21 protein-coding genes are annotated in these 25,082 nt (G+C 70.9%); 19 read left to right on the top strand and 2 right to left on the bottom strand.

What is annotated here, in order from left to right; translation table 11 throughout:
* The first annotated feature begins 24 nt into the window (after positions 1-24).
* From purN to EWV39_RS10110, 3 genes are all read left to right on the top strand, one after another.
* On the top strand, positions 25-594 hold the full coding sequence (gene purN / locus EWV39_RS10100) for a phosphoribosylglycinamide formyltransferase (protein ID WP_129659449.1): 570 nt from the start codon (positions 25-27) through the stop codon (positions 592-594).
* Positions 595-634: 40 nt separating this feature from the next.
* The gene (purH, locus tag EWV39_RS10105; RefSeq protein WP_129659452.1) at positions 635-2,245 is read left to right on the top strand and encodes a bifunctional phosphoribosylaminoimidazolecarboxamide formyltransferase/IMP cyclohydrolase; all 1,611 of its coding nucleotides are present in this window, start codon (positions 635-637) and stop codon (positions 2,243-2,245) included.
* Positions 2,246-2,482: 237 nt separating this feature from the next.
* The gene (locus tag EWV39_RS10110; RefSeq protein WP_129659455.1) at positions 2,483-3,478 is read left to right on the top strand and encodes a bile acid:sodium symporter family protein; all 996 of its coding nucleotides are present in this window, start codon (positions 2,483-2,485) and stop codon (positions 3,476-3,478) included.
* A 72-nt stretch (positions 3,479-3,550) separates the two neighbouring features.
* Here EWV39_RS10110 and EWV39_RS10115 read toward each other — a convergent pair whose 3' ends face one another.
* Positions 3,551-6,847, bottom strand: a complete 3,297-nt coding sequence (locus EWV39_RS10115) for a beta-phosphoglucomutase family hydrolase (protein WP_238148286.1) — start codon at positions 6,845-6,847, stop codon at positions 3,551-3,553.
* Positions 6,848-7,101: 254 nt separating this feature from the next.
* Between EWV39_RS10115 and glyA the strand changes: the two genes are divergently transcribed.
* From glyA to EWV39_RS10145, 6 genes are all read left to right on the top strand, one after another.
* On the top strand, positions 7,102-8,388 hold the full coding sequence (glyA, locus tag EWV39_RS10120; RefSeq protein WP_129659458.1) for a serine hydroxymethyltransferase: 1,287 nt from the start codon (positions 7,102-7,104) through the stop codon (positions 8,386-8,388).
* A 2-nt stretch (positions 8,389-8,390) separates the two neighbouring features.
* The gene (locus tag EWV39_RS10125) at positions 8,391-9,314 is read left to right on the top strand and encodes a bifunctional methylenetetrahydrofolate dehydrogenase/methenyltetrahydrofolate cyclohydrolase (protein ID WP_129659461.1); all 924 of its coding nucleotides are present in this window, start codon (positions 8,391-8,393) and stop codon (positions 9,312-9,314) included.
* 100 nt (positions 9,315-9,414) lie between these two features.
* Complete coding sequence (locus EWV39_RS10130) at positions 9,415-9,948, top strand: hypothetical protein (protein ID WP_165313273.1); 534 nt, start codon at positions 9,415-9,417, stop codon at positions 9,946-9,948.
* Between the two features lie 76 nt (positions 9,949-10,024).
* Positions 10,025-10,879 (top strand): exodeoxyribonuclease III, encoded by an 855-nt coding sequence (locus EWV39_RS10135; protein ID WP_129659468.1) that lies wholly within the window; start codon positions 10,025-10,027, stop codon positions 10,877-10,879.
* A 59-nt stretch (positions 10,880-10,938) separates the two neighbouring features.
* The gene (gene trpS / locus EWV39_RS10140) at positions 10,939-11,991 is read left to right on the top strand and encodes a tryptophan--tRNA ligase (RefSeq protein ID WP_129659497.1); all 1,053 of its coding nucleotides are present in this window, start codon (positions 10,939-10,941) and stop codon (positions 11,989-11,991) included.
* 16 nt (positions 11,992-12,007) lie between these two features.
* Complete coding sequence (locus EWV39_RS10145; protein ID WP_165313275.1) at positions 12,008-12,571, top strand: 2'-5' RNA ligase family protein; 564 nt, start codon at positions 12,008-12,010, stop codon at positions 12,569-12,571.
* Positions 12,572-12,619: 48 nt separating this feature from the next.
* Here EWV39_RS10145 and EWV39_RS10150 read toward each other — a convergent pair whose 3' ends face one another.
* Positions 12,620-13,729, bottom strand: a complete 1,110-nt coding sequence (locus EWV39_RS10150) for a mannose-1-phosphate guanylyltransferase (RefSeq protein WP_129659503.1) — start codon at positions 13,727-13,729, stop codon at positions 12,620-12,622.
* Positions 13,730-14,086: 357 nt separating this feature from the next.
* Here EWV39_RS10150 and sdhC point away from each other — a divergent pair, with 357 nt between their 5' ends.
* From sdhC to EWV39_RS10200, 10 genes are all read left to right on the top strand, one after another.
* The gene (gene sdhC, locus EWV39_RS10155) at positions 14,087-14,467 is read left to right on the top strand and encodes a succinate dehydrogenase, cytochrome b556 subunit (RefSeq protein WP_129659506.1); all 381 of its coding nucleotides are present in this window, start codon (positions 14,087-14,089) and stop codon (positions 14,465-14,467) included.
* A 3-nt stretch (positions 14,468-14,470) separates the two neighbouring features.
* Positions 14,471-14,956: a succinate dehydrogenase hydrophobic membrane anchor subunit gene (locus EWV39_RS10160; RefSeq protein ID WP_129659509.1), complete on the top strand. Its 486-nt coding sequence runs from the start codon at positions 14,471-14,473 to the stop codon at positions 14,954-14,956.
* A 90-nt stretch (positions 14,957-15,046) separates the two neighbouring features.
* Positions 15,047-16,807, top strand: a complete 1,761-nt coding sequence (gene sdhA, locus EWV39_RS10165; protein ID WP_129659514.1) for a succinate dehydrogenase flavoprotein subunit — start codon at positions 15,047-15,049, stop codon at positions 16,805-16,807.
* Positions 16,807-17,598 (top strand): succinate dehydrogenase iron-sulfur subunit, encoded by a 792-nt coding sequence (locus EWV39_RS10170; RefSeq protein ID WP_129659517.1) that lies wholly within the window; start codon positions 16,807-16,809, stop codon positions 17,596-17,598. Before sdhA ends, EWV39_RS10170 begins: the two co-directional genes overlap by 1 nt.
* A gap of 168 nt (positions 17,599-17,766) precedes the next feature.
* Positions 17,767-18,987 carry an amidohydrolase gene (locus EWV39_RS10175; protein ID WP_129659520.1) on the top strand — a complete coding sequence of 407 codons (1,221 nt, stop codon included), beginning with the start codon at positions 17,767-17,769 and terminating at the stop codon, positions 18,985-18,987.
* 171 nt (positions 18,988-19,158) lie between these two features.
* A complete protein-coding gene (locus EWV39_RS10180; RefSeq protein ID WP_129659523.1) occupies positions 19,159-20,277 on the top strand; it encodes a BMP family lipoprotein in 1,119 nt (372 codons plus the stop codon).
* A gap of 74 nt (positions 20,278-20,351) precedes the next feature.
* Positions 20,352-22,016, top strand: a complete 1,665-nt coding sequence (locus EWV39_RS10185) for an ABC transporter ATP-binding protein (protein WP_129659527.1) — start codon at positions 20,352-20,354, stop codon at positions 22,014-22,016.
* Positions 22,013-23,338 (top strand): ABC transporter permease, encoded by a 1,326-nt coding sequence (locus EWV39_RS10190; RefSeq protein ID WP_129659530.1) that lies wholly within the window; start codon positions 22,013-22,015, stop codon positions 23,336-23,338. Before EWV39_RS10185 ends, EWV39_RS10190 begins: the two co-directional genes overlap by 4 nt.
* Positions 23,335-24,627: an ABC transporter permease gene (locus EWV39_RS10195; RefSeq protein WP_129659533.1), complete on the top strand. Its 1,293-nt coding sequence runs from the start codon at positions 23,335-23,337 to the stop codon at positions 24,625-24,627. The genes EWV39_RS10190 and EWV39_RS10195 overlap by 4 nt, the downstream gene beginning before the upstream one ends.
* Positions 24,628-24,650: 23 nt before the next feature.
* A complete protein-coding gene (locus tag EWV39_RS10200) occupies positions 24,651-25,040 on the top strand; it encodes a cytidine deaminase (RefSeq protein WP_129660077.1) in 390 nt (129 codons plus the stop codon).
* Positions 25,041-25,082: the final 42 nt, after the last annotated feature.

Genomic DNA, 25,082 nt, shown 5'->3' on the forward strand with positions numbered 1-25,082 from the left:
CCACCTCCCGGTACAGTGAGGCGCATGCGCATTGTGGTCATGGTCTCCGGTTCCGGCACCAATCTCCAGTCGATCCTCGACGCCGCCGAGGCGGGCCTGTTGGAGGCCGACATCGCCGCGGTGGGCGCGGACCAGGAGTGCCAGGGCCTCGAGCGCGCCCGCCGGGCGGGGATCCGGACCTTCGTCCTCGCCCCCGGGGACCACTCCGACCGCGAGGCCTGGAACCGCGCCCTCGAGGAGCGGCTCGCCGGCCTCGAGCCCGACTGCATCGTCTTCGCGGGCTTCATGCGGATCGTCGACGCGCGGCTGGTCGAGCGCTTCGAGCGCCGCATCGTCAACACCCATCCCTCCCTGCTCCCCGCCTTCCCCGGCGCGCATGGGGTCCGGGACGCGCTGGCCTACGGCGTGAGGATCACCGGGGTCACCGTGCACTTCGTGGACTCCGGGGTGGACACCGGCCCGATCCTGGAGCAGGCCGCCGTCCCGGTCGTGGAGGGGGACACCGAGGGGACCCTGCACGAGCGGATCAAGGTGCAGGAGCGCTCTCTGCTGGTGACCACGATTAAAAAACTGTCCGCCGCTGGCTTAGGCTGATGTGGTCACCAGCACCCATCCCCGACACACTGGAGCATTCGTGACCCTGATCGAGCTGGACCGAGTCCCCCTCAAGCGCGCCCTCATTTCCGTCTACGACAAGTCCGGGCTGCCGGACCTCGCCCGCGGCCTGCACGAGGCCGGCGTCGCCATCGTCTCGACCGGGTCCACGGCGCAGACCATCGCCGACGCCGGGGTCCCCGTCACGGAGGTCTCCAGCATCACCGAGTTCCCCGAGTGCCTCGAGGGGCGGGTCAAGACGCTGCACCCGCGCATCCACGCCGGCATCCTCGCGGACCGCCGCAAGCAGGACCACATCGACCAGCTCGAGCAGCTGGGGGTCGAGCCCTTCGACCTGGTGGTCGTCAATCTCTATCCCTTCGTGGACACCGTGGCCTCCGGCGCGGGCCAGGACGCGATCATCGAGAAGATCGACATCGGCGGGCCCTCCATGGTCCGCGCCGCCGCCAAGAACCACCATGCGGTCTCCGTGGTCACCGACCCGGCCCAGTACGCCGAGGTCGTCGAGGCGGCCCGCGGGGGCGGCTTCGACCTGGCCGCCCGGCGTCGCCTGGCGGCGGGGGCCTTCGCCCACACCGCGGCGTACGACACCGCCGTCGCGACCTGGACCCAGCAGCAGTTCCTGCAGGACCCGGAGGCGAACTTCTGGCCGCCCTACGCGGGCCTGGGCTTCGAGCGCTCCGAGTCGCTGCGCTACGGCGAGAACCCGCACCAGCGGGGCGCCCTCTACGCGGATCCCGCGGCCCGCCCCGGCATCGCGCAGGCCGAGCAGCTCGGCGGCAAGGCGATGTCCTACAACAACTACGTCGACGGCGACGCCGCCCTGCGCGCCGCCTACGACTTCGACGCCCCGGCTGTGGCCGTCATCAAGCACAACAACCCCTGCGGCATCGCCGTCGGCTCGCCCGAGGCAGCCGATCCGATCGCCGACGCCCACCGCAAGGCCCACGCCTGCGACCCGCTCTCCGCCTACGGCGGGGTGATCGCCGCCAACCGCGAGGTCACGCTGGCGATGGCCGAGTCGATCAAGCCGATCTTCACCGAGGTCGTGATCGCTCCCTCCTTCGCCCCCGAGGCGCTCGAGCTGCTGCAGAGCAAGAAGAACCTGCGCATCCTCGTGCTGCCCGAGGGCTTCGAGCGGGAGGAGCTGGAGTACCGGCAGGTCTCCGGCGGAGCCCTGTTCCAGCAGTCCGACCGCCTCCAGGCCGAAGGCGACGACCCGGCGAACTGGGAGCTCGCGGCCGGTGAGGCCGCCGACGAGGCGACGCTGGCCGACCTCGCCTTCGCCTGGCGCGCCCTGCGCTCGGCGAAGTCCAACGCGATCCTGCTCGCCGAGGACGGCGCCGCCGTCGGCATCGGCATGGGCCAGGTCAACCGCGTGGACTCCTGCCGGCTCTCGGTCGAGCGGGCCAATACCCTCGGCGAGGAGGGCCAGGAGCGGGCGCGGGGCGCCGTCGCCGCCTCGGATGCCTTCTTCCCCTTCGCCGACGGCCTCCAGGTGCTGCTCGACGCCGGGATCCGCGCCGTCGTCCAGCCCGGCGGGTCCATCCGCGACGCCGAGGTGGTCGAGGCCGCCGAGCGGGCCGGGATCACGATGTACACCACCGGCGCCCGCCACTTCTTCCACTAGGGCGCCGAGGCCGGGCGGCCGCCGGCTCCCGCATCCGCGGGGCCGGCGGCCGCTCGCGTCCCCGACCGGCCCGGACTCCCCGGCCCTCGCTGACCGGGCGGAGCTCAGGGGGCGGGGGCAGCGACCGCGCCTCGCCCACGCCGTCCGGTTCCGGCGGCCGCCGGCCCGGGTGCCCACCTGATGGGACGGTCGCTCCGCGCGGCATGATCCCGCGGGCCGATCTGATAGACCGGTGCCATGTCTTCACCAACCGCTCGTACGGCGGAGGATCGCAGCGCCCTGATCGCCGTGACGGTCTTCCCCCTGCTGATCCTCGCGGCCGGAGTCCTCGGCTTCCTCTTCCCGCCGGCCTTCGCCGGCTACGCCTCCTGGGTCAACCCGCTCCTCGGCGTCGTCATGTTTGGCATGGGCCTGACCCTGACGCTGCCCGACTTCGGCCTGGTGGCGAAGAAGCCGATCCCGGTGATCATCGGCGTCGTCGCCCAGTTCGTCATCATGCCGCTGCTCGGCGCGGGGATCGCCTGGGCGCTGCAGCTCCCGCCGGCGCTGGCGGCGGGCGTGATCCTGGTGGGCTGCTGCCCGGGCGGGACCGCCTCCAACGTGGTCTCCTACCTGGCCAAGGGCGACGTCGCCCTCTCGGTGGCGATGACGTCCATCTCGACGCTGATCGCACCCTTCCTGACCCCGCTGCTGTGCATGTGGCTCGCGGGCCAGTACATGAACGTCGACGGCGGCTCCATGATGCTGTCCATCCTGGAGGTCGTGCTGATCCCGGTCCTGGCGGGGGTCCTCGTCCGCTGGCTGCTGCCGCAGGTGGTCCGCGCGATCACGCCGGCGCTGCCCTGGATCTCGGTCGCGGCGATCTCGGTGATCGTCACCATCGTCGTCTCCGGCTCCGCCGAGGCGATCGCCTCGGCCGGCCTGCTGGTGCTGCTCGCGGTGATCCTGCACAACGGTCTGGGGTACCTGCTGGGCTACGGCGCTGCCGCCGCGTTCGGCGTCCCCGTGGCCTCCCGCCGCACGACGGCGATCGAGGTGGGGATGCAGAACTCCGGGCTCGCGGTCTCGCTGGCCCGGACCTACCTGACGCCGGAGGCCGCCCTGCCCGGCGCGGTGTTCTCGGTGTGGCACAACGTCTCCGGCGCGCTCGTCGCGGCCTTCCTCAGGCGTCGCGCCCTGCCCGCCGAGGGCCGGCGGGAAGAGGCGGCCGCGGCGGGCGAGGGCGAGCGCTGAAGCCGGACGGCGCGCGAAGAAGGGGCCCGGGAATCCCGGGCCCCTTCTTCGCGTCTCGAGCGCCGTGCGGCGCTACTCGATCTCGTCCAGCCGCCGCTCGAAGGACTCGCCGCCGGAGAGCACCGTGGTGAGATCGCCGATCCGGACCGTGACGTCGGGGGCCCGGCGCGACCGGGCGGTGATGCGCACCCGCTCCCCGTCGATGAACACGTCCAGCAGCTGGCCCCGGTACTGCACCTCGAAGCCGACCGAGCGCAGATGCTCCGGCATGGACGGCTCCAGGCTGATGCAGTCGTCGTACACCTGCAGGCCGGCGTAGGCCCGCTGGATGACGTCGAGGGTCCCGCACATGGCGCCGAGGTGGATGCCCTCCTGGGTCGTGCCGCCCTGGGTGTCGTCCAGGTCCGCCGAGAGCGCGTCCTGGTACACCGACCAGGAGTGGCGCCGGTCGATCCGGGCGAGGATCGACGCCGTGACCACCCGGGAGAGGGTCGAGCCGTTGGAGGTGCGCTGCAGGTAGTACCTGACGGTCTCCCGGATGGAGTCCACCTCGACGTCGTACCCCAGCTGCCCCAGCTCGTGCTTCAGGCCGTGCTGGCCGAAGAGGTAGACCAGCATCAGGGTGTCGGCCTGCTTAGAGAGCTTGTAGTCGTTGGTCGCGTCGCCCTCGGCCTCCAGGATCAGGTCCATCCGGCCGATGTTCCCGTACTTGCGGCGGTAGTAGTCCCAGTCCAGCTCCTTGAGGTCGTCGTACCCCTCGAACTGGCTGATGGTCCCGTTGGAGTTGAAGGGCACCGCCATGTGGTGCGCCATCTTGTCCCAGAGCTGCAGCTCCGCGTCGGTGATCTCGTGCGCGGACCTGACCCGGTCGGCGAGGTGCTCGGGGAGCTGCTCGAAGATCTCCGTGACGCGGCGGAACATCCACGCGGCCATGACGTTGGTGTACGCGTTGTCCTTGACCCCGCCGCCGTAGACGGATCCGGGGTAGCCGTCGTGGTACTCGTCGGGGCCCATGGCGCCGCTGATGTGGAACTTGCCGTCGGCGTCGTCGTAGGAGACCAGGCAGGCGAAGAACCGGGCGATCTCGATCATCAGCTCGGCGCCCTCGTGGCCCAGCCAGGAGGTGTCCTCGGTGGCCTGGTAGTACTGCCACGCGTTGTAGGCGATCGAGAGCCCCACGTGGAACTGGCGCCACGAGTTGTCCGGCATCCAGCGCTCCGAGTGGGGGTTGTACAGCTCCACGGGCGTCTCCTCGCGGCCGTCGGAGCCCGACTGCCACGGGAACATGGCGCCCTCCGCGCCGAACTCCCGCGCCTTGTGCTGGGCGCCGGGCAGGCGGGCCCAACGGTAGGCCAGCAGCGCCTTGGTCACGAACGGCAGGCGCATCGTGATGATCGGCAGGATGAAGATCTCGTCCCAGAAGATGTGGCCGCGGTAGCCCTCGCCGTGGAGTCCGCGGGCGGTCACCCCGGCGTCGGACAGCGACACGTTGGGCCCCAGGGTCTGCACGATGTGGAAGATGTGCAGGCGCAGGGCCAGCATCGTCGTGATGTCGGTGTCGATGTCCACCGAGAAGCGCGCCCACAGCCGGGACCAGGTCTGGGAGTGCGGGCCGTAGAGGGCCTTGAAGCCGATCTGGTTGCGGTTGAGCATCTCCACCGCGCCGAGGCTCGCCGAGGCGATCGCGGAGTCGCGCGAGGTGACCACGGCGGTGGTGGTGTCGAAGGTGACGCTGCGGCCGGCCTGGGCGTTGACGTGGTAGCGGCGCATCTCGACGCCGCCCGGCCGGATCTCCCGCTCCAGCCGGACGTCGGCGTTCTCGGTGACCTTGGTGCGCTGGGCGATCGCGATCTCGTGATCCGACTGGCTGGTGCGGGTGACGTTGATCAGCGTCTCGTCGGGCAGGGTCGTGGAGGCCTCGGCGACCAGGTGGTGCCGGCCGAGCTCCCGGTACTCGGCGACGTTGTTGTTGGTGACCGTCGGGTCGATCCCGTTGCGCACGTGGATGCGCCCGGACCAGCCCTCCGGGGTCAGCGTGGTCTCCAGGGCGGCGAGGTGCCGGTTGGCCATCGAGACCAGGCGGCGCTGCTGGACCCGCAGCCGCCGCGGGGTGCCCCGCTGGCGCCGGGACTCGTCGGGGAAGACCTCCTCGAGGAGCACCTGGCGGGTGAGGATGCCGTGCCGCAGGTCCAGCTCGGTGAGCTCCTCGAGCGGCCGCAGGCCGCCCTCGGACCACCACTCGCCGTCGCGCAGGCGGACGTCGAAGCAGAGGAAGTTCGGCGCGTTGACCATCGACTCGTGCTCGAGGTCCCGCCCGTTGATGTGGGAGACGACGCGGTTGAACACCCCGGAGACGTAGGTCCCGGGGTAGTGCACGCCGTCGTCCTGGCGCTCGGCCTTGGCGCCGCGGACGCCCATGTAGCCGTTGGCCAGGGTCAGCAGGGACTCGCGGTGGCCCTCGTGCTTGGGGTCGTAGCCGCGGTAGGCCAGCTTCCAGGAGTCGTCCCTGAGCAGGCCGAGGTCCAGCTCGGCGACGTCGTTGTGCACGACGTCGGCCCCGGCGTTCTGCAGCTCGTGGCGGTCCCCGTGCCGGTTGATCCCCACGACCAGGCCGAAGCCCCCCGAGCGGGCGGCACGCACCCCGGCCACGGCGTCCTCGATGACCACGGCCTCGGAAGGGTCCACCCCGATGATCTGCGCCGCGGCGAGGAACGTGTCCGGCGCCGGCTTGCCCGGCAGGCCGTGCTCGTGGGCGTAGGTGCCGTCGACGATGACGTCGAACAGGTCGGCCAGGCCGGCGGCCTCCAGGACGCGGCGGGAGTTGCGCGAGGCGGTGACCAGGGCGATCGGCGTGCCGCCGTCCTTGAGCCGCCGGGCGAAGTCCACGGTGCCCTTGAAGACCGTGACGCCGTTGCGCTCCAGCTCGGCCTGGAAGAAGTCGTTCTTGCTGCGGGCCTGGCCGTGCACGGTCCAGGTCCCGGCGGCGTCGAGCTCCAGGCCCTCGGGCAGGGCGGCGTTGCGGGAGGCGAGCAGGGTCCGGACGCCGTCCTCGCGGGTGCGGCCGTCCACGTGCGCGCGGTAGTCGCGGGAGATCGAGAACTCCCGGCGGTTGATGTCCTCGGCGGACGAGCCCTCGGCGGGCTCCAGGCGCGGGTCGGCCAGGATCGCGTCGAACAGCGTCTTCCACGCGTTCGAGTGCGCGGTGGCGGTGTCGGTGACCACGCCGTCCATGTCGAAGATCACGGCGCGGTAGGGGACCATCATCGGGAACTCGGGCGGACGCGCCTCCTGCCCCGCGGAGGGACGGTAGGGGGCGCCCGACCGCAGGTTCAGCGGATCCGATGACGCGAGCGGGTTCAGGGGGTTCATGAGCGGCCCTTCCAGCTGATAGACGTCAGGCGCTTCAGACTATTAAACACAGTTCTTCTCGGTGCGGAACGCTTCCTCACCCACTGTAAGGACTCTCACCCGGCGCGCATTCCCTCAGGAGGGCATGAATCTGCGTGAGGAGTCCCACGGCGATGCCACCGCGTGCTCTGCGAGGCCGGCGTGGCCTAGACTGTGTGAGGTAGCTTTCACGCGTGCCGCGCCACCGGGTGGCGGCCAGTCGTATCAGGAGAAGCATGAGCAATTCTTCCGTCCGGGAAGTCAACGATCTTCCGCTGTCAGAGGTCGACCCCGAGATCGCCGAGGCCATCCAGAACGAGCTGGGCCGCCAGCGCGGCACGCTGGAGATGATCGCCTCGGAGAACTTCGCCCCGCGCGCCGTGCTCGAGGCCCAGGGCTCGGTCCTCACCAACAAGTACGCCGAGGGCTACCCCGGCCGCCGCTACTACGGCGGCTGCGAGTACGTCGACGTCGTGGAGGAGCTGGCCCGCGAGCGGGCGAAGTCCCTCTTCGGCGCCGAGCACGCCAACGTCCAGCCGCACTCGGGCGCGCAGGCCAACACCGCCGTGATGATGGCCCTCATGCAGCCCGGCGACACCCTGATGGGCCTCTCCCTGGCCCACGGCGGGCACCTGACCCACGGGATGAAGCTCAACGTCTCGGGCAAGCTCTATAACATCGCCGCCTACGAGCTGGACCCGGAGACCGGCCGCCTGGACATGGACAAGGTCCGCGAGGTGGCTCTTCAGGCTCAGCCCAAGGTCATCGTGGCGGGCTGGTCCGCCTACCCGCGGGAGCAGGACTTCGAGGCCTTCCGCCGCATCGCCGACGAGGTCGGCGCCTACCTGTGGGTCGACATGGCGCACTTCGCCGGGCTGGTGGCCGCCGGCATCCACGCCAACCCGGTGCCCCACGCCCACGTGGTCACCTCGACCGTGCACAAGACCCTCGCCGGGCCGCGCTCCGGCGTCATCCTCTGCGTCGAGGACCTGAAGAAGAAGATCGACTCCGCGGTCTTCCCCGGCCAGCAGGGCGGGCCGCTGATGCACGCCATCGCGGGCAAGGCGGTGGCCTTCAAGATCGCCGCCTCCGAGGAGTTCAGGGAGCGGCAGCAGCGCACCGTCGAGGGCGCACGCCTGCTGGCCGAGCGCCTCTCGCAGCCCGACGTCGCCGAGGCCGGCGTCTCCGTCCTCTCCGGCGGCACGGACGTGCACCTGGTGCTGGTGGACCTGCGCGACTCCGAGCTCGACGGCCGCCAGGCCGAGGACGTCCTGCACGAGGCCGGCATCACGGTGAACCGCAACGCCGTGCCGGACGACCCCCGCCCGCCGATGGTCACCTCGGGGCTGCGCATCGGGACCCCGGCGCTGGCCACCCGCGGCTTCGGCCGGGAGCAGTTCGAGGAGGTCGCGGACATCATCGCCGGCGCCCTCAAGCCCGGCGCCGACGTCGAGTCGCTGCGCGCCCGGGTGGACCGCCTGGCCCAGGACTTCCCGCTCTACGAGGGTCTGGAGAGCTGGTAGGGATGGCTCAGACCGAGCAGAAGCCGGCGACGACGTCGGCCGAGGAGGGCCCCCAGCGGCTCGACGGGACGGCGACGGCGGCGGCCATCAAGGGCGAGCTCGCCGAGCGGGTGGCGCGCCTGAAGGAGCGGGGCGCGGTCCCCGGCCTGGCAACCGTGCTGGTGGGGGACGACCCCGCCTCGCACTCCTACGTGGGCGGCAAGCACCGTGACTGCGCCGAGGTCGGCATCGCCTCGATCCGCAGGGAGCTGCCGGAGAGCGTCACCCAGCAGGAGCTGGAGGCGGTCATCGACGAGCTCAACGCGGATCCGGCCTGCACGGGCTACATCGTGCAGCTGCCCCTGCCCGGGCACATCGACACCCAGAGCATCCTGGAGCGGATCGACCCGGACAAGGACGCCGACGGGCTGCACCCGACCAACCTGGGCCGCCTGGTGCTGGACGTCTACGGCGAGGGGCAGGCCCCGCTGCCGTGCACCCCGCACGGCATCGTCGAGCTGCTCCGGCGGCACCGCATCGACCTGGTCGGTAAGGAGGTGGTGGTGCTGGGCCGCGGGATCACGGTCGGCAGGCCGCTGGGCCTGCTGCTGTCCCGGCGCGACGTCAACGCCACCGTGACCCTGGCCCACACCGGGACCCGGGACCTCGACGAGGTGCTGCGGCGGGCCGACGTCGTCGTGGCGGCCATCGGGGTGCCGCACGCGGTGCGCCCCGAGCAGGTCAGGGAGGACGTGGTGCTGCTGGACGTCGGGGTCTCCCGGGTCCTGGACCCCGCGACGGGGAAGAAGCGGCTCACCGGCGACATCCACCCCGAGGCCGCGGCGAAGGCCTCGTGGGTCTCGCCGAACCCCGGCGGCGTCGGGCCGATGACCCGGGCGATGCTCCTGGTCAACGTGGTCGACGCGGCGGAGCGCGCGAGCGCCTGAGCGGCCCCGCGCCCTTCCCGCCCGGCCCGGCCGCTCGCTCATCGCGGACGGCCGGGCCGCGGCGCGGGTGCCGAGCGCCCGCGCTTGTACAATGGGCACCATGCAATCGATCGGACCCAACGACCCCCGCCTGAGCGGCGCAGCCACCGACCGGAAGACCTCCCGGACCGCCCTGTGGGCGACCGTGATCGGCATGGCGGTGCTCGTGCTGATCTTCGTCTTCGCGATCATCCAGGCGGCCAACGAATCCTCGGTGCTGGGCTGGATCCTGGCCGCCATCGCCGGCGGCTGGCTGGCCATCGCCGTCTACGTGCTGTTCATGGTGCGCGGGACGCTGCGCTTCGGCCGCGAGGCCGTGGCCCGGATGGAGGGGGAGATGCGGGGCGCGTCCGGCCGGGCGCCGGCGGCCGCCTCCTCGGCCTCCGAGGGCGACTCGGTCCGGGACCAGAAGATCGCCCACAGCTTCCAGATCGTCCTGGTCCAGGCCAAGGTCCTCAGCGAGGAGCTCGAGAAGGGCCCGGAGGCGGACCGCGAGGTCGTGGACCGCTCGATCGACACGATCAACCTGACCGCCAAGAACGGCATGGGCATGGTCCGCTCCGACGGGCCGATCAGCGGCACCGTCGTCGACTGACGCCCGTACCCCTCCCGCATCGCCGCCCGCGGAGGCGGCGCCGCGCCCGCACGGCATGAAAGGCATTCCTGCACCGATGACCGAAACCGCCGAGAGCACCCGGCCCCTGCGTGTGGCCACCGTGAACGTCAACGGCATCCGCGCGGCCTACAAGCGCGACATGGCGAGCTGGCTCGCCGAGCGTGACGTGGACATCCTGTGCCTGCAGGAGGTGCGCGCGCCCGACGGGATCGTGCGCGGGCTCCTCGACGAGGACGAGTGGGAGATCCTCCACGCCGAGGCGGAGGCCAAGGGGCGCGCCGGCGTCGCCATCGCGACCCGCCGCCCCGCTGCGGGGGAGCGGGCCCGCCACGGCGAGATCCTGGAGACCAGGGAGCACATCGGCGAGGAGTACTTCGCCAACGCCGGGCGCTGGGTCGAGGCGGACTACCGGCTGCCCGGCGGGCAGACGCTCACCGTGGTCTCCGCCTACGTCCACTCGGGCGACGTCGGGACGCCGAAGCAGGACGACAAGTACCGCTTCCTCGACGTGATGCTCCAGCGCCTCCCGGCGCTGGCCGAGCACTCCGACCACGTGCTGGTCGTGGGGGATCTCAACGTCGGCCACACCGAGCTGGACATCAAGAACTGGAAGGGCAACCTCAAGAACGCCGGCTTCCTCCCGGAGGAGCGGGCCTACTTCGACCGGTTCTTCGGGGACATCGGCTACGTCGACGTCGCCCGCAGCCTGGCCGGCGAGGTCCCCGGCCCGTACACGTGGTGGTCCTACCGCGGCCAGGCCTTCGACAACGACGCCGGGTGGCGGATCGACTACCACATGGCCACTCCCGCGCTGGCCGCCGCCGCGGCCGACGCCGTCGTGGACCGCGCCCCCAGCTACGACACCAGGTTCTCCGACCACGCCCCGCTCGTGGTCGACTACAGGATCTGACGCCGGGAGCCCCGGGCCGGCCGGGGCGCCGAGCAGAAGCACCGACGAGAGAGAAGCAGATGACCCACGAACCCTCCGCAGCACCCTCCGGCACCGCCGCCGCGACCCGAGCCCCCCGCGTCTTCTCCGGGGTGCAGCCCTCGGCCGACTCGATGCACCTGGGCAACTACATCGGGGCCGTGCGCAACTGGGTCCGGATGCAGGAGGAGAACGAGTGCATCTACTTCATCCCGGACCAGCACGCGATCACCGTCCCGCAGGACCCGGCCCTGCTGCGGGAGCGCACCCGGCGCACGGCCGCGCAGTACATCGCGGCAGGGATCGACCCGCAGCGGACCCCGTTCTTCGTCCAGTCCCACGTCCCGGGGCACGCCCAGCTGGCCTGGGTGCTCTCCTGCATCACCGGCTTCGGCGAGGCCTCGCGGATGACCCAGTTCAAGGACAAGTCCGCGAAGGAAGGATCGGAGAACGCGACCGCCGGGCTCTTCACCTACCCCGTCCTGATGGCGGCTGACATCCTGCTCTACCAGGCCGATCAGGTGCCGGTGGGGGAGGACCAGCGGCAGCACCTGGAGCTGACCCGGAACCTGGCGCAGCGCTTCAACGCCCGCTTCGGCGAGACCTTCACCGTCCCGGAGGCCAAGATCCTCAAGGACACCGCCAAGATCTACGACCTGCAGAACCCGGCGGCCAAGATGTCGAAGTCCTCGGCCTCGCCCAACGGGATCATCTGGCTGCTGGACGAGCCGAAGAAGCTCGCGAAGAAGATCAAGTCGGCGGTCACCGACGACGGCGCCGAGATCCGCTTCGACCGCGAGGCCAAGCCCGGCGTGTCCAACCTGCTGACCATCTACTCCTCCCTGACGGAGCGGCCGGTCGAGGAGATCGTCGCCGAGTACGAGGGGAAGATGTACGGGCACCTCAAGGTGGGGCTGGCCGAGGTCGCCGTCGAGACGCTCGGCCCCATCCGCGAGCGGGCGCTGGAGATGATGGACGATCCCGCCGAGCTGGACCGCCTCCTGGCGGTCGGCGCCGAGAAGGCGCGCGAACTCGCGGAGCCCACCGTCGCGGCGGTCTACGAACGGGTCGGCTTCCTGCCGCCCCGGAGTTAGCGGGCGGAGAGGCTCCGTGCAGAGACAGCGCTCAGGACCCCGCGGCGGGGAGACCGGAGGCAGCCCGACGCTCGGCTCGGGCCGCCGCTACCTGAGCGTGGTCCTGGAGGTCCCCCGCCGGCTCCGGGAGCGCGTCCTGACCCGGCGCGGTGGGGCGGGGAGCACGGGCCCGGCCGCTCACATCACGGTCTTCATCACCGAGCGGGACGCCGGGGAGCCGGGGGAGGCCGAGCTGCTGGAGCGCGTGCGCAGGGCGTGCTCGGGCGTTCCCGGCGGGGAGGTGGAGCTGCGCGGCACGGGGAGCTTCCGGCCGGTCAGCGACGTCGTCTTCCTGCGCGTGGGGGAGGGCTCGGAGATGCTGAGGGAGCTGCACCGGCGCTGCGCCGCGACGCTTCCGGACGCCTCGCCGTTCCCCTACCACCCGCACTTCACGCTCGCCCAGGGCCTCGGCGGACCGGAGCTGGAGCGGGCGGCCGCCGAGCTCGCGGACTTCGAGGACCGCTTCGAGGCGAGGGCGCTCGGCGTCTACAGCGGCGACCTGACGGGCTGGCGCCGCGTCGGCGAGGTCCCTCTGGGCTGAGGGCACCGGCGGGCTGAGGGAGCCGGCGGGAGGCCGGCCCGGAGGGCCTCACAGCACGTCGGTCTCGCCGTTCTTCTTCAGGGCGTCGACGGCGTTCTTGACCCGCTGCGCGTGCTCCTGGGTCGTGACCAGCAGGGCGTCCGGGGTGTCGACGACCACGATGTCCTCGATCCCGATCAGCGCGACGATCCGGCTGGTGTCCGAGACCACGATGCCCGAGGCGTTGTCGGTCATCACCCGCTTGTTCTTGCCGAGGACCGCGACCTCGTCGACGTCGACGGCGCGGTTCAGCCGCGAGATGGCGGCGAAGTCCCCGACGTCGTCCCAGGTGAAGCCGGCGGGCACCATCGCGACGTCGCCCGCGGCCGCGGCGGGCTCGGCCACGGCGTAGTCGATCGCGATCTTGGGCAGCGTGGGCCAGACCCGGTCCATGACCTCGTCCCGCTGCTCGGTCTCCCAGGCGTCCGCGATCTCCATGATCCCGGCGTGCAGCTCGGGCTGGTTCACCTCGAGGTGCGCCAGCAGCAGCCGGGCCGGGGCGACGAACATGCCGGCGTTCCAGGTGTACTCGCCGCTGCGGACGTACTGGCGGGCGGTGTCCTCGTCGGGCTTCTCCACGAACTCCGCGACCTTCAGCGCGGTCGGGGCGGCCGCGACGCCGAGGCTCTGCGCGGCGCGGATATAGCCGAAGCCCGTGGAGGGCGAGGTGGGCGTGACGCCGATGGTCACGATGCGGCCGGTGGCCGCCGCGGCCGCCGCCTCGCGCACCGCGCGGTGGAAGACCTCGGTGGGCTCGATGACGTGGTCCGCGGCGAAGGAGCCGACGATCGCCTCGGGATCCCTCCGGACGAGGATGGCGCTGGCCAGCCCGATGGCCGCGCCGGAGTCCTTGGGGGAGGGCTCGAGCACCAGGTCCACCTCGGCACACTCGGGGAGCTGCTGGCGGACCGCCGCGGCGTGCGTGCGGCCGGTGACGACCATCACCCCGTCCTCGCCCAGGTCGACCAGCCGGTCGTAGGTGGAGCGCAGGAGCGAGCTGCCCGAGCCGGTGAGGTCCAGGAGGAACTTCGGCGCGTCGGCGCGCGAGAGCGGCCAGAGGCGGGATCCGACGCCGCCGGCCGGGATGAAGGGGTGGAAGTGTTCGATTGCAGAGCTCATCGTCCCCCAGCGTATCCGGTATCCGCGCGACATCTTTAAACGGGATGCGGAGATGTCTTCAGGACGGATCGACCCTAACTCGTCCTCCCGTGCCCGGCGCGCTCTCGCGGAATGAGGGGGATCCGGACCAATAGTGCATCCTTTTATGCCCTATTCCCCCGTGATTCCGGGCCTGCGAGCCCGGACACTGTGTCACTAAGGGGGTCCCGCGACTGGTAATGTTTGGGGCAGAACTCGCACGCCCTGTCCTGCCCGGTCCTCGCCCGGTGGGAGCACGGGTGGGTGATCCGTGGGCCCCGCCGGCCCGGAAGAACCGGCGCCGAGCCCGTCCCGTTGATCAATCAGGGAGGTTATTCAGTGCCGAATTCAGCCAAGGGCACCCTCTATCGCGGCCGCCAGGGCATGTGGTCCTGGGTCGCGCATCGCATCACAGGTATCGCGATCTTCTTCTTCTTGCTGGTGCACGTGCTGGACACCGCCGTCGTCCGGGTCTCCCCGGAAGCGTACAACGCGGTCATCAGCGCCTACCAGAACCCCATCATGGGGCTCGGCGAGGCGGGTCTGGTCGCCGCCATCGTCTACCACGCCTTCAACGGCCTGCGCATCATCCTGATCGACTTCTGGAAGAACGGCGCGAAGAACCAGAAGGCGATGCTGTGGGGCGTCCTGGTCCTGTGGGTCGTCGTCATGGTCCCGTTCCTGATCCGCCACCTCTCTATCGTCTTTGGAGGTCACTGACCGATGGCAACTCCGCTGAAAGCGCAGATCGCTGTTCCCCGCAGCAGCGACAAGACGGTGGCCGGCGTCAAGTACAACCGCTCGGGCCGCAAGCGCAACAACTTCGAGATGTACGCCTGGCTGTACATGCGGGTCTCCGGCGTCATCCTGCTGGTGCTGATCTTCGGGCACCTCTTCGTCAACCTGATGGCCGGGGACGGCGTCCACGCGATCGACTTCGGCTTCGTGGGCGGCAAGTGGGCCAACCCCTTCTGGCAGGTGTGGGACCTGGTGATGCTGTGGCTGGCAATGCTGCACGGCACCAACGGCGTGCGCACCGTCATCGACGACTACGCCGAGCGGGACCGCACCCGGATCTGGCTCAAGGCCCTGCTCTACCTGGGCTCCGCCTTCGCGATCCTCGTCGGCACCCTGGTGATCTTCACCTTCGATCCCTGCCCCGCCGGCGCCGACCCGGAGCTGCTGGCCTCGTTCTGCCCCGCCCCCTGACCGGCGCCGGGGGCTGAGGCCCCGCCGGGGCGGCGACGTCGCCGCCCCCATCACCACCTGAGACTCAACGATAGAAAGAGCATCCTTAGAATGCAGGTTCACAAGTACGATGTGGTCATCGTAGGTGCCGGTGGCGCGGGCATGCGCGCGGCCATCGAGGCCGGGCAGCGCTCCCGCACCGCCGTACTGACCAAGCTCTACCCCACCCGCTCCCACACCGGTGCGGCCCAGGGCGGCATGTGCGCCGCGCTGGCCAACGTGGAGGAGGACAACTGGGAGTGGCACACCTTCGACACCATCAAGGGTGGCGACTACCTGGTGGACCAGGACGCGGCGGAGGTCATGGCCAAGGAGGCCATCGACGCCGTCCTGGACCTGGAGAAGATGGGCCTGCCGTTCAACCGCACGCCCGAGGGCCGCATCGACCAGCGCCGCTTCGGCGGCCACACCCGTGACCACGGCAAGTCCCCGGTGCGCCGCGCCTGCTACGCGGCCGACCGCACGGGCCACATGATCCTCCAGACGCTGTACCAGAACTGCGTCAAGCACAACGTCGAGTTCTACAACGAGTACTACGTGCTGGACCTGATCATGACCGAGGTCGACGGCGTGCGCCGCCCCTCCGGCGTCGTCAGCTACGACCTCGCCTCGGGCGAGATCCACGTCTTCCAGGCCAAGTCGATCGTCTTCGCCTCCGGCGGCTGCGGCAAGATCTTCAAGACCACCTCCAACGCGCACACCCTGACCGGCGACGGCATGGCGATCGCGCTGCGCAGCGGCCTGCCGCTGGAGGACATGGAGTTCGTGCAGTTCCATCCGACCGGCCTGGCCGGGCTGGGCATCCTCGTCTCCGAGGCGGCCCGCGGCGAGGGCGGCATCCTGCGCAACTCGGACGGCGAGCGCTTCATGGAGCGCTACGCCCCGACCATCAAGGACCTCGCCCCGCGCGACATCGTGGCCCGCTCGATGGCCAACGAGGTGCGCGAGGGCCGCGGCTGCGGCCCCAACAAGGACTACGTCCTGCTGGACCTCACGCACCTGGAGCCCGCGCACATCGACGCGAAGCTGCCGGACATCACCGAGTTCGCCCGCACCTACCTCGGCGTGGAGCCCTACACCGAGCCCGTGCCGGTGTTCCCCACCGCGCACTACGCGATGGGCGGCATCCCCACCAACATCGACGCCGAGGTGTTCCGCAACTCGGAGGAGACCATCCCCGGCCTGTACGCGGCCGGCGAGGTCGCCTGCGTGTCGGTGCACGGCTCCAACCGCCTGGGCACCAACTCGCTGCTGGACATCAACGTCTTCGGCAAGCGCGCCGGCATCAAGGCCGCCGAGTACGCCGCGACCGCCGAGTTCCTCCCGGTCCCCGACGACGCGACCCAGCGGACCGAGGACCTCCTCCAGCTGATGCGCAACGGCCACGGCGAGGAGAAGGTCGGCGTGCTGCGCAAGGAGCTGCAGGACATTATGGACGCGGACATGCAGGTGTTCCGCACCGCCGACACCATCCACTCGGCGCTGGACAAGATCGCCGATCTGGAGGACCGTTATACCCGGATCGCCATCCAGGACCAGGGCAAGCGCTTCAACCTCGACCTCCTCGAGGCCGTGGAGCTGGGCTTCCTGTTGGAGCTGGCCAAGGTCATGGCGGTCGCGGCGCTGCACCGCGAGGAGTCCCGCGGGGGCCACTTCCGCGAGGACTTCCCCAACCGCGACGACGAGAACTTCATGAAGCACTCGATGGCCTATCTGGACCCCGAGGCGGAGACCGACAGCGTGGCCGGAATCCGACTGGAGACCAAGCCCGTGATCTTCACCCGCTACGAGCCGATGGAGCGTAAGTACTGATGACTACCCAGGAAAAGGAAGCAGCCGAGCCGGCCTCCAAGGTCGACCTTCCCCAGGAGCAGGGCGGCGGGGGTGAGATCCCCACCTTCGACGTGACCCTGCGCGTGCGCCGCTACAACCCCGAGCTCTCCTCCGAGGCCTACTGGGACGAGTGGAACCTGACGATGTTCGGCACCGACCGCGTGCTGGACGCGCTGCACAAGGTCAAGTGGGAGATCGACGGATCGCTCTCCTTCCGCCGCTCGTGCGCGCACGGCGTGTGCGGCTCGGATGCGATGCGCATCAACGGCCGCAACCGCCTGGCCTGCAAGACCCTGCTGAAGGACCTCGACCTGTCCAAGCCGGTCATCGTCGAGGCCATCAAGGGCCTGCCGTGCGAGAAGGACCTCATCGTGGACATGGAGCCCTTCTTCCAGTCCTACCGCGAGATCATGCCCTTCCTCATCAACGAGGGGCACGAGCCGAAGCGGGAGCGCTACCAGTCGGTCGAGGACCGCGAGCGCTTCGACGACACCACCAAGTGCATCCTCTGCGCCGCGTGCACCTCCTCGTGCCCGGTGTTCTGGACCGACGGGCAGTACTTCGGGCCCGCCGCGATCGTCAACGCCCACCGGTTCATCTTCGACTCCCGCGACGACGCCGGCGACATGCGCCTGGAGATCCTCAACGACAAGGAGGGCGTGTGGCGCTGCCGCACCACCTTCAACTGCACCGAGGCCTGCCCCCGCGGCATCCAGGTCACCAAGGCCATCGCCGAGGTCAAGCAGGCGGTGCTGGCCCGGGCCTTCTGACCCGGCCGGGACCGCCTCCGCAGCACGACGCCGCCCAGGGAGCCCTCACGTGGGCTCCCCGGGCGGCGTCGTCGCATCTGGGGGGCGATCCCGCGCTCGCGCCGCGTCACGGAGGCGTCACGCCGTCACCTGGCCGGGCGCAGCCGGGAGGGCGCTAGAGTCGTGGGTATGGTCAACAGCCCGAGAACCTCCGAACTGGACACTCAGCAGCCCCTCGTCACGCCCTTCGTGGGCGCCTTCCTCCCCGAGCTGATCGAGTTCCGCCGGACCATCCACCGCTATCCCGAGCTCTCCTTCCGCGAGCACCGGACCACCGACCGGATCGTCGAGCGGCTCGAGGCGGCGGGGCTGCATCCGGTGCGGCTGACCCCCACGGGGTGCTACGTCGACATCGGGCAGGGGCCCATCGCCGTCGCGCTGAGGGCCGACATCGACGCGCTGCCCATCCAGGAGGAGACCGGGCTGGAGTTCGCCTCGGCCAACGAGGGCGTCATGCACGCCTGCGGGCACGATATCCACCAGACGGTGATGCTCGGCGTCGCCCTCACGCTCGCGGACCTGAACGCCTCCACGCCGCTGGCCGGGACGGTGCGGGTCATCTTCCAGCCGGGGGAGGAGAAGCTGCCCGGCGGCGCCCTGGCCTGCATCGAGCAGGGCGCGCTCAAGGGCGTCCCGCGGGCCTTCGCGCTGCACTGCGAGCCCAAGGTCGACGTCGGCCAGGTCGGCACCCGCATCGGCCCGATCACCTCGGCGACCGACACGATCAAGCTGCAGGTGCAGGGCCGGGGCGGGCACACCTCGCGACCGCACCTGACCGAGGACCTGATCTTCGCGATGAGCCAGATCGCGATCAACGTCCCCGCCGTGCTCTCCCGCAGCATCGACGCGCGGGCCGGGGTGCTGGTGGTCTGGGGGCAGATCGAGGCGGGCGTGGCGCCCAACGCGATCCCCGGCGCCGGCTACCTCGCCGGGACGATGCGCTGCCTCGACGCCGAGGCCTGGTACCGGGCGGGGGAGAGGCTGGACAAGGTGGTGGAGCAGGTCGCGGCTCCCTACGGCGTCGAGGTCGAGCTGGAGCACGTCCCCGGCGTCCCGCCGGTGGTCAACACGGAGACGGAGACGACGCTGCTGGAGAACGCCGCCCGTGCCGAGCTGGGGGAGGAGTCGGTGGTCCTGGTCGAGCAGTCCATGGGCGGCGAGGACTTCGCGTGGATGCTCCAGGAGGTCCCGGGCTCGATGATGCGGCTGGGCACCCGCGTCCCCGGCGGCATCACCTACGACCTGCACCGGCCGGACTACATCGCCGACGAGCGGGCGATCGAGTGCGGCGTGCGGGTCATGGCCGCCACCGCCCTGCGCTCGATCCAGTTCGAGACTCGTCTGCGCTGATCAGATGGTGAATCGGGGGTGATCCGATCCACTTCGTGGGAAACTTCCCCTTAGACTGGACGGGTAACGCATCTCACTCAGGGCCCCCTGCGCACCGGCGGCACCCTCGCCGGATCCGCTCGACGCGGCGAGCGCGGAGGTATCCCAGGCACCCACCGGAGGTCACCACCCATGTCAGTCCCCCGCCCTCCCCGGCGGCGCCCGGCGGCGCTGGCCGCGGGCTCCCTCCTCGGCGTCTGCGCCCTCCTCCTGTCCGCCTGCGGTCCCGCGCCCGAGGAGGGGTCTGACGCCGCCGGCGAGAACGAGGACTACTACGGCTGCATCGTCTCCGACTCCGGCGGCTTCGACGACCGCTCGTTCAACCAGAACAGCTACGAGGGGCTGAGGAAGGCGCAGACCGACTACGAGATCAGCGTCCGCCAGGCAGAGTCCCAGGCCGTGACCGACTACGGCCCCAACATCAACCAGATGGTCCAGAGCGGCTGCAACATGGTGGTCACGGTGGGCTTCAACATCTCGGACCAGACCGCCGAGGCGGCCGAGGCGAACCCGGACACGCACTTCACCATCGTCGACGACGACCAGATCGACCTGCCCAACGTCCGCCCCATCATCTACGACACCTCCCAGGCGGCCTTCCTGGCCGGGTACCTCGCCGCGGGCTCCTCCGAGACCGGCAAGGTCGCGACCTTCGGCGGCATGGAGATCCCCACCGTCACCATCTTCATGGACGGCTTCGCCGAGGGAGTGGAGCACTACAACGAGGAGAAGGGCGAGGACGTCGAGGTCCTCGGCTGGAACCCGGACGCGCAGACCGGCACCTTCACCGGCGACTTCGAGGACACTGGCAAGGGCAAGACCACCGCCCAGAACTTCCTCAACGAGGGCGCCGACGTCGTCATGCCGGTAGCCGGCCCGGTCGGCAACGGCGCGGTGGACGCGATCACCGCGGCCAACGCCGACTCCCCGGACGACCCGACCCGCATCATCTGGGTCGACTCCGACGGGTACGAGACCCTGGACAACGGCCAGGAGTACGTCCTGACCTCGGTCATCAAGAAGATGGGCGACGCCGTGGAGAGCACGATCAAGGACGACATCGACGGGGACTTCACCAACGAGCCCTACGTGGGCACCCTGGAGAACGACGGCGTCGGCATCTCCGAGTTCCACGACCAGGACGGGGAGGTCTCCGAGGAGCTGAAGGAGGAGCTGGACGACATCAGGTCCCGGATCTCCTCCGGCGAGCTGAGGGTCGAGTCCCCGGCGAGCCCGCTGAACGCCCGGTAGCCGGCAGATCCCGTCCCCGCACCACGGCCCGCGGCGCACCGCCCCGGCCAGCGCCCCTCTCACGAAAGCACGCGATGAAACTCGAACTGCGCTCGGTGACCAAACGCTTCGGCACGTTCACCGCCAACGACGCGATCGACCTGACGGTCGAGCCCGGAACCGTCCACTGCCTGCTCGGCGAGAACGGCGCCGGGAAGTCGACGCTGATGAACGTCATCTACGGCCTCTACGAGCCGAGCGAGGGGCAGATCCTCCTCGACGGCCGCGAGGTCTCCTTCTCCGGCCCCGGGGACGCGATGGCCGCCGGCATCGGCATGGTGCACCAGCACTTCATGCTCGTGCCCGTGTTCACCGTGGCCGAGAACGTGGCCCTGGGCGCCGAGGCGACCCGCGGCGGCGCCCTGAACCTGGAGGAGACCCGCCGCCGGATCCGGGAGATCTCCGAGCGGTACGGCTTCCGGGTGGATCCCGACGCCGTGGTGGAGGACCTGCCGGTCGGCGTGCAGCAGAGGGTCGAGATCATCAAGGCCCTGGTCCGCGACGCCCGGATCCTCATCCTGGACGAGCCGACCGCCGTGCTCACCCCGGAGGAGACCGACGAGCTGCTGGGCATCATGGCCCAGCTGCGGGCGGACGGGAAGTCGCTGCTGTTCATCTCCCACAAGCTGCGGGAGGTCCGGCAGGTCTCCGACGAGATCACCGTGATCCGCCGCGGCAGGGTCGTGGGGACGGTGGAGCCCACGGCCGGGACCGCCGAGCTCGCCGCGATGATGGTGGGCCACGACGTCAACCTCACCGTGGCCAAGGAGGCGGCGGAGCCCGGGGAGGCGGCCTTCCGGGTCAGGGGCCTCTCGCTGGTCTCGCCGACCGGCGTCCGGCTGCTGCGGGACATCGACCTGGAGGTCCGGCGCGGCGAGATCCTCGCGATCGCGGGGGTGCAGGGCAACGGCCAGACCGAGTTCGCGGAGGCCGTCATGGGCCTGCAGCCGCGGGCCACCGGCAGCCTGACGCTGGAGGGACGCGAGCTGCTCGGGCGCTCGCCCAAGCAGATCATCCGGGCCGGCGTCGGCTTCGTGCCGGAGGACCGGACGCTGGAGGGGCTCGTGGGGCCGTTCAGCATCGAGGAGAACCTCGTGCTGAACCTCTTCGACACCCCGGAGTTCTCCTCCGGGCCCTCGCTCAAGCGCGCCGCGATCCGCCGCAACGCCCAGCGGAAGGCGGCTGAGTTCGACATCCGCATGGGAGCGGTCTCCGACGCGGTCGCGACGCTGTCCGGCGGCAACCAGCAGAAGGTCGTCGTGGCCCGGGAGCTGTCCCGGCCGCTCAAGCTGTTCGTGGCCTCGCAGCCAACCCGCGGCGTCGACGTCGGGTCCATCGAGTTCATCCACGAGCGGATCGTGGCGGAGCGCGACGCCGGCACCCCGGTGGTCATCGTCTCCACCGAGCTCGACGAGATCTACGCCCTGGCCGACAGGATCGCCGTGTTCTTCCACGGGGAGCTCATGGGCGTCGTCGGACCCGAGACCCCGCGCGGGGTGCTGGGGCAGATGATGGCCGGCGCCTCGCGGGAGGAGGCGCAGGGCCGCGGTGACGCTCCCGAGGGCGATGCCCCCGGGACTGCCTCCGCCGGGCCCGTCACCTCCACCGGGCGCGCCGCCGACGGCCCCGCCCCCGGCGGCAGGGCCGCCGACGACAGCGCCCCCGCAGGCCACGCCAACCCCGAAGGAGAGGGCGCATGAGCCCCAGCCAGTCCCAGCAGCCCGTCCCGGCGCCCGCCGACGGCCTCGGCTCCGCCCCGGAGGACGGGGCCGGCCCGCCGGTGACCCCGCCGTGGGCGGATCGGCCCGCCAAGCCCACCCTCGCCTACCGGATCACCTCCTCGCCGCTGGTGCTCTCGGCCGCGGCGCTGATCGCCGCGCTGGTGGTGGGAGGGCTCCTGATCGTCCTGACGGACCCCCTGGTCACCTCGAAGATGTACTACTTCATCGCCCGGCCCTCGGACACCTTCGTAGCCGCCTGGAAGTCGGTGAGCGAGGCCTACCTGGCCCTGTTCGAGGGCTCGGTCTACAACCCCGCCGGCGAGACCGCCTCCCAGCGCCTCTACCCCCTGACCGAGACGCTGACCATCGCGACGCCGCTGATCTTCGCGGGCCTCGCCGTCGCCGTCTCCTTCCGCTCGGGGCTGTTCAACATCGGCGCCCAGGGGCAGATCATCGCCGGTGCGATCGTCGCCGGATACATCGGCATCGCCTGGGAGCTGCCGGCCGCCCTGCACCTGCTGCTCGTGGTGGTCGGCGCGGCCCTCGGCGGGGCGGTCTGGGGCGGGATCGTCGGGGTCCTGAAGGCCAAGACCGGCGCGCACGAGGTCATCCTGTGCATCATGCTCAACTACGTCGCGCTGAACCTGCTGCTGTACCTGCTGACCACCCCGGCTTTCCAGCGCCCGGGCTCGGCGAACCCCATCTCGCCCCAGGTCTCCGACACGGCGCTGTTCCCTCGGCTGCTGGGCGACTCCTTCCGCCTGCACTGGGGATTCGTCCTGGCGGTCGTGGCCGTCGCGGCGATCTCCTGGCTCGTCAACCGCTCCACCGTCGGCTTCCGGCTGCGCGCCGTCGGCGCCAATCCCCGGGCCGCCGCGACCTCGGGGATCAACGTGACCGCCGGCTACATCGTGGTCATGCTCCTCTCGGGAGGCTTCGCCGGGCTCGCCGGCGCGGCCCAGGTCTCCGGCACCGAGCGCGTGCTGACCGGGGACATCGCCGGATCCTTCGGCTTCGACGCGATCACCGTGGCCCTGCTCGGGCGCTCGACGCCGTGGGGCACCTTCTGGGCCGGCCTGCTGTTCGGCGCCTTCCGGGCCGGCGGCGTGGCGATGCAGACCACCACGGGGACCAACATCAACATCGTGCTGGTGGTCCAGTCCCTCATCGTCCTCTTCATCGCCGCGCCGCCGCTGGTGCGCGCGATCTTCAGGCTGCCGGACCCGGCCAAGGCCCGGCGGAGGAAGAAGCCCCGCAGGCCCGCCGCGTCCGCCCCCTCGACCTCAGGAGCATCCCGATGAGCACGCAGACTCTCGAGCCCTCCCGCTCCGCCGGGGCGGCGCCCGCCCCGGTCGTGCGGAACTGGAAGAAGGCCGTCATCTTCTCGGTGCTGGGCCTGGTGGCCCTGGTGCTGTGCGGGGTCAACGCGGCGGACACCACCGTGGTCCTGCGGCTGTCCAACCCCGGCGACGTCGTCGAGCTCGGGGACCTGAGCCTGCCCGCCTCGACGACGGGATGGGTCCTCAGCGTGCTCATGCTCGCGATCGCGGTGCTGGCGATCGGGCTCACGGCACAGGGGCGCGGCGTGAGCGGGTGGCTCTCGGCCGTGTTCTGGATCGCCTTCATCCTGGCGATGCTGGTGTGGGCGGTCGGGCACGCGACCGGGAACAGCCTCTCGCTGCCGGGCCTGCTGGGCGGCTCGCTGGCGCTGTCCATCCCGCTGATCTTCGGGTCGATGTCCGGGCTGCTGTGCGAGCGCTCCGGCGTGGTGAACATCGCGATCGAGGGGCAGCTGCTGTTCGGGGCCTTCGCCGCGGCGCTGGTGGGGACGCTGGCCGGCAGCGCGTGGATCGGTCTGCTCGCGGCGGTGCTGGGCGGGGCGCTGGTGGCCCTGATCCTCGCCGCGTTCTCCATCCGGTACCTGGTCAACCAGGTGATCGTGGGCGTCGTCGTCAACGTGCTGGTCTCCGGGCTCACCGGGTTCCTGTACTCGACCGTGCTGCAGCGGGACACCTCGCTGCTCAACGCGCCGCCCCGGCTGCCCAGCTTCGCGATCCCGGTGCTCTCCGAGATCCCGGTGATCGGCCGGGTGCTGTTCGACCAGTCCGTGCTGGTGTACCTGATGTACGCCGTCGTCGCGGTCCTCTGGTTCGCGCTCGGCCGCACCCGGTGGGGCCTGCGCACCCGCGCGGTGGGGGAGCACCCCCAGGCGGCGGACACGCTGGGGGTGAAGGTCAACCGGCTGCGCTTCCTCAACGTGCTGCTGGGCGGTGCCGTGGCGGGCATGGGCGGGGCGTTCTTCACGCTGGTCTCCGTCAGCTCGTTCACCAACGACATGACCGCGGGGCAGGGCTACATCGCGCTCGCGGCCCTCATCTTCGGGCGCTGGCGGCCGCTGGGAGCCCTGTGCGCCGCCCTGCTGTTCGGGTTCGCCACGAACCTGCAGTCGGTGCTCTCCCTGCTGGGCACCACCGTGCCCAGCCAGTTCCTGACCATGCTGCCCTACCTGGTGACCATCGCCGCGGTGACCGGACTCGTGGGCCGGTCCCGCGGGCCGGCCGCCTCCGGGCAACCGTACGTGAAGGAGTAGCCGTGAAGCTCACCGAGGACGCGATGTGGCAGCGGCTCCAGGCCGCCGCCCGCCAGGCCCTGTCCCGGGCCTACTGCCCGTACTCGAACTACCCGGTCGGGGCCGCGGCCATGACCGACGAGGGCCGGATGGTCTCCGGGGCCAACGTGGAGAACGCCGCGTACGGCGTGACGCTGTGCGCCGAGTGCTCCCTGGTCTCCGAGCTGCACCGCACCGGCGGCGGCACGCTGCGAGCCGTGGTCTGCGTGGACCGGGACGGCCAGGTCATCACCCCCTGCGGCCGCTGCCGGCAGCTGCTGCACGAGCACCGTGGGCCGGACCTGGAGGTCCTGACCCGGCAGGGGGCCAGGACCATGGAGGAGATGCTGCCCCTGGCCTTCGGGTCCGAGGACCTGGACCCGGAGGGGTCCTGAGGGAGCATCCAGGACGACGACGCCGCTCCCCGGGCCCGGGGA

This window comes from Rothia halotolerans (assembly GCF_004136635.1).
Classification (GTDB): domain Bacteria; phylum Actinomycetota; class Actinomycetes; order Actinomycetales; family Micrococcaceae; genus Rothia; species Rothia halotolerans.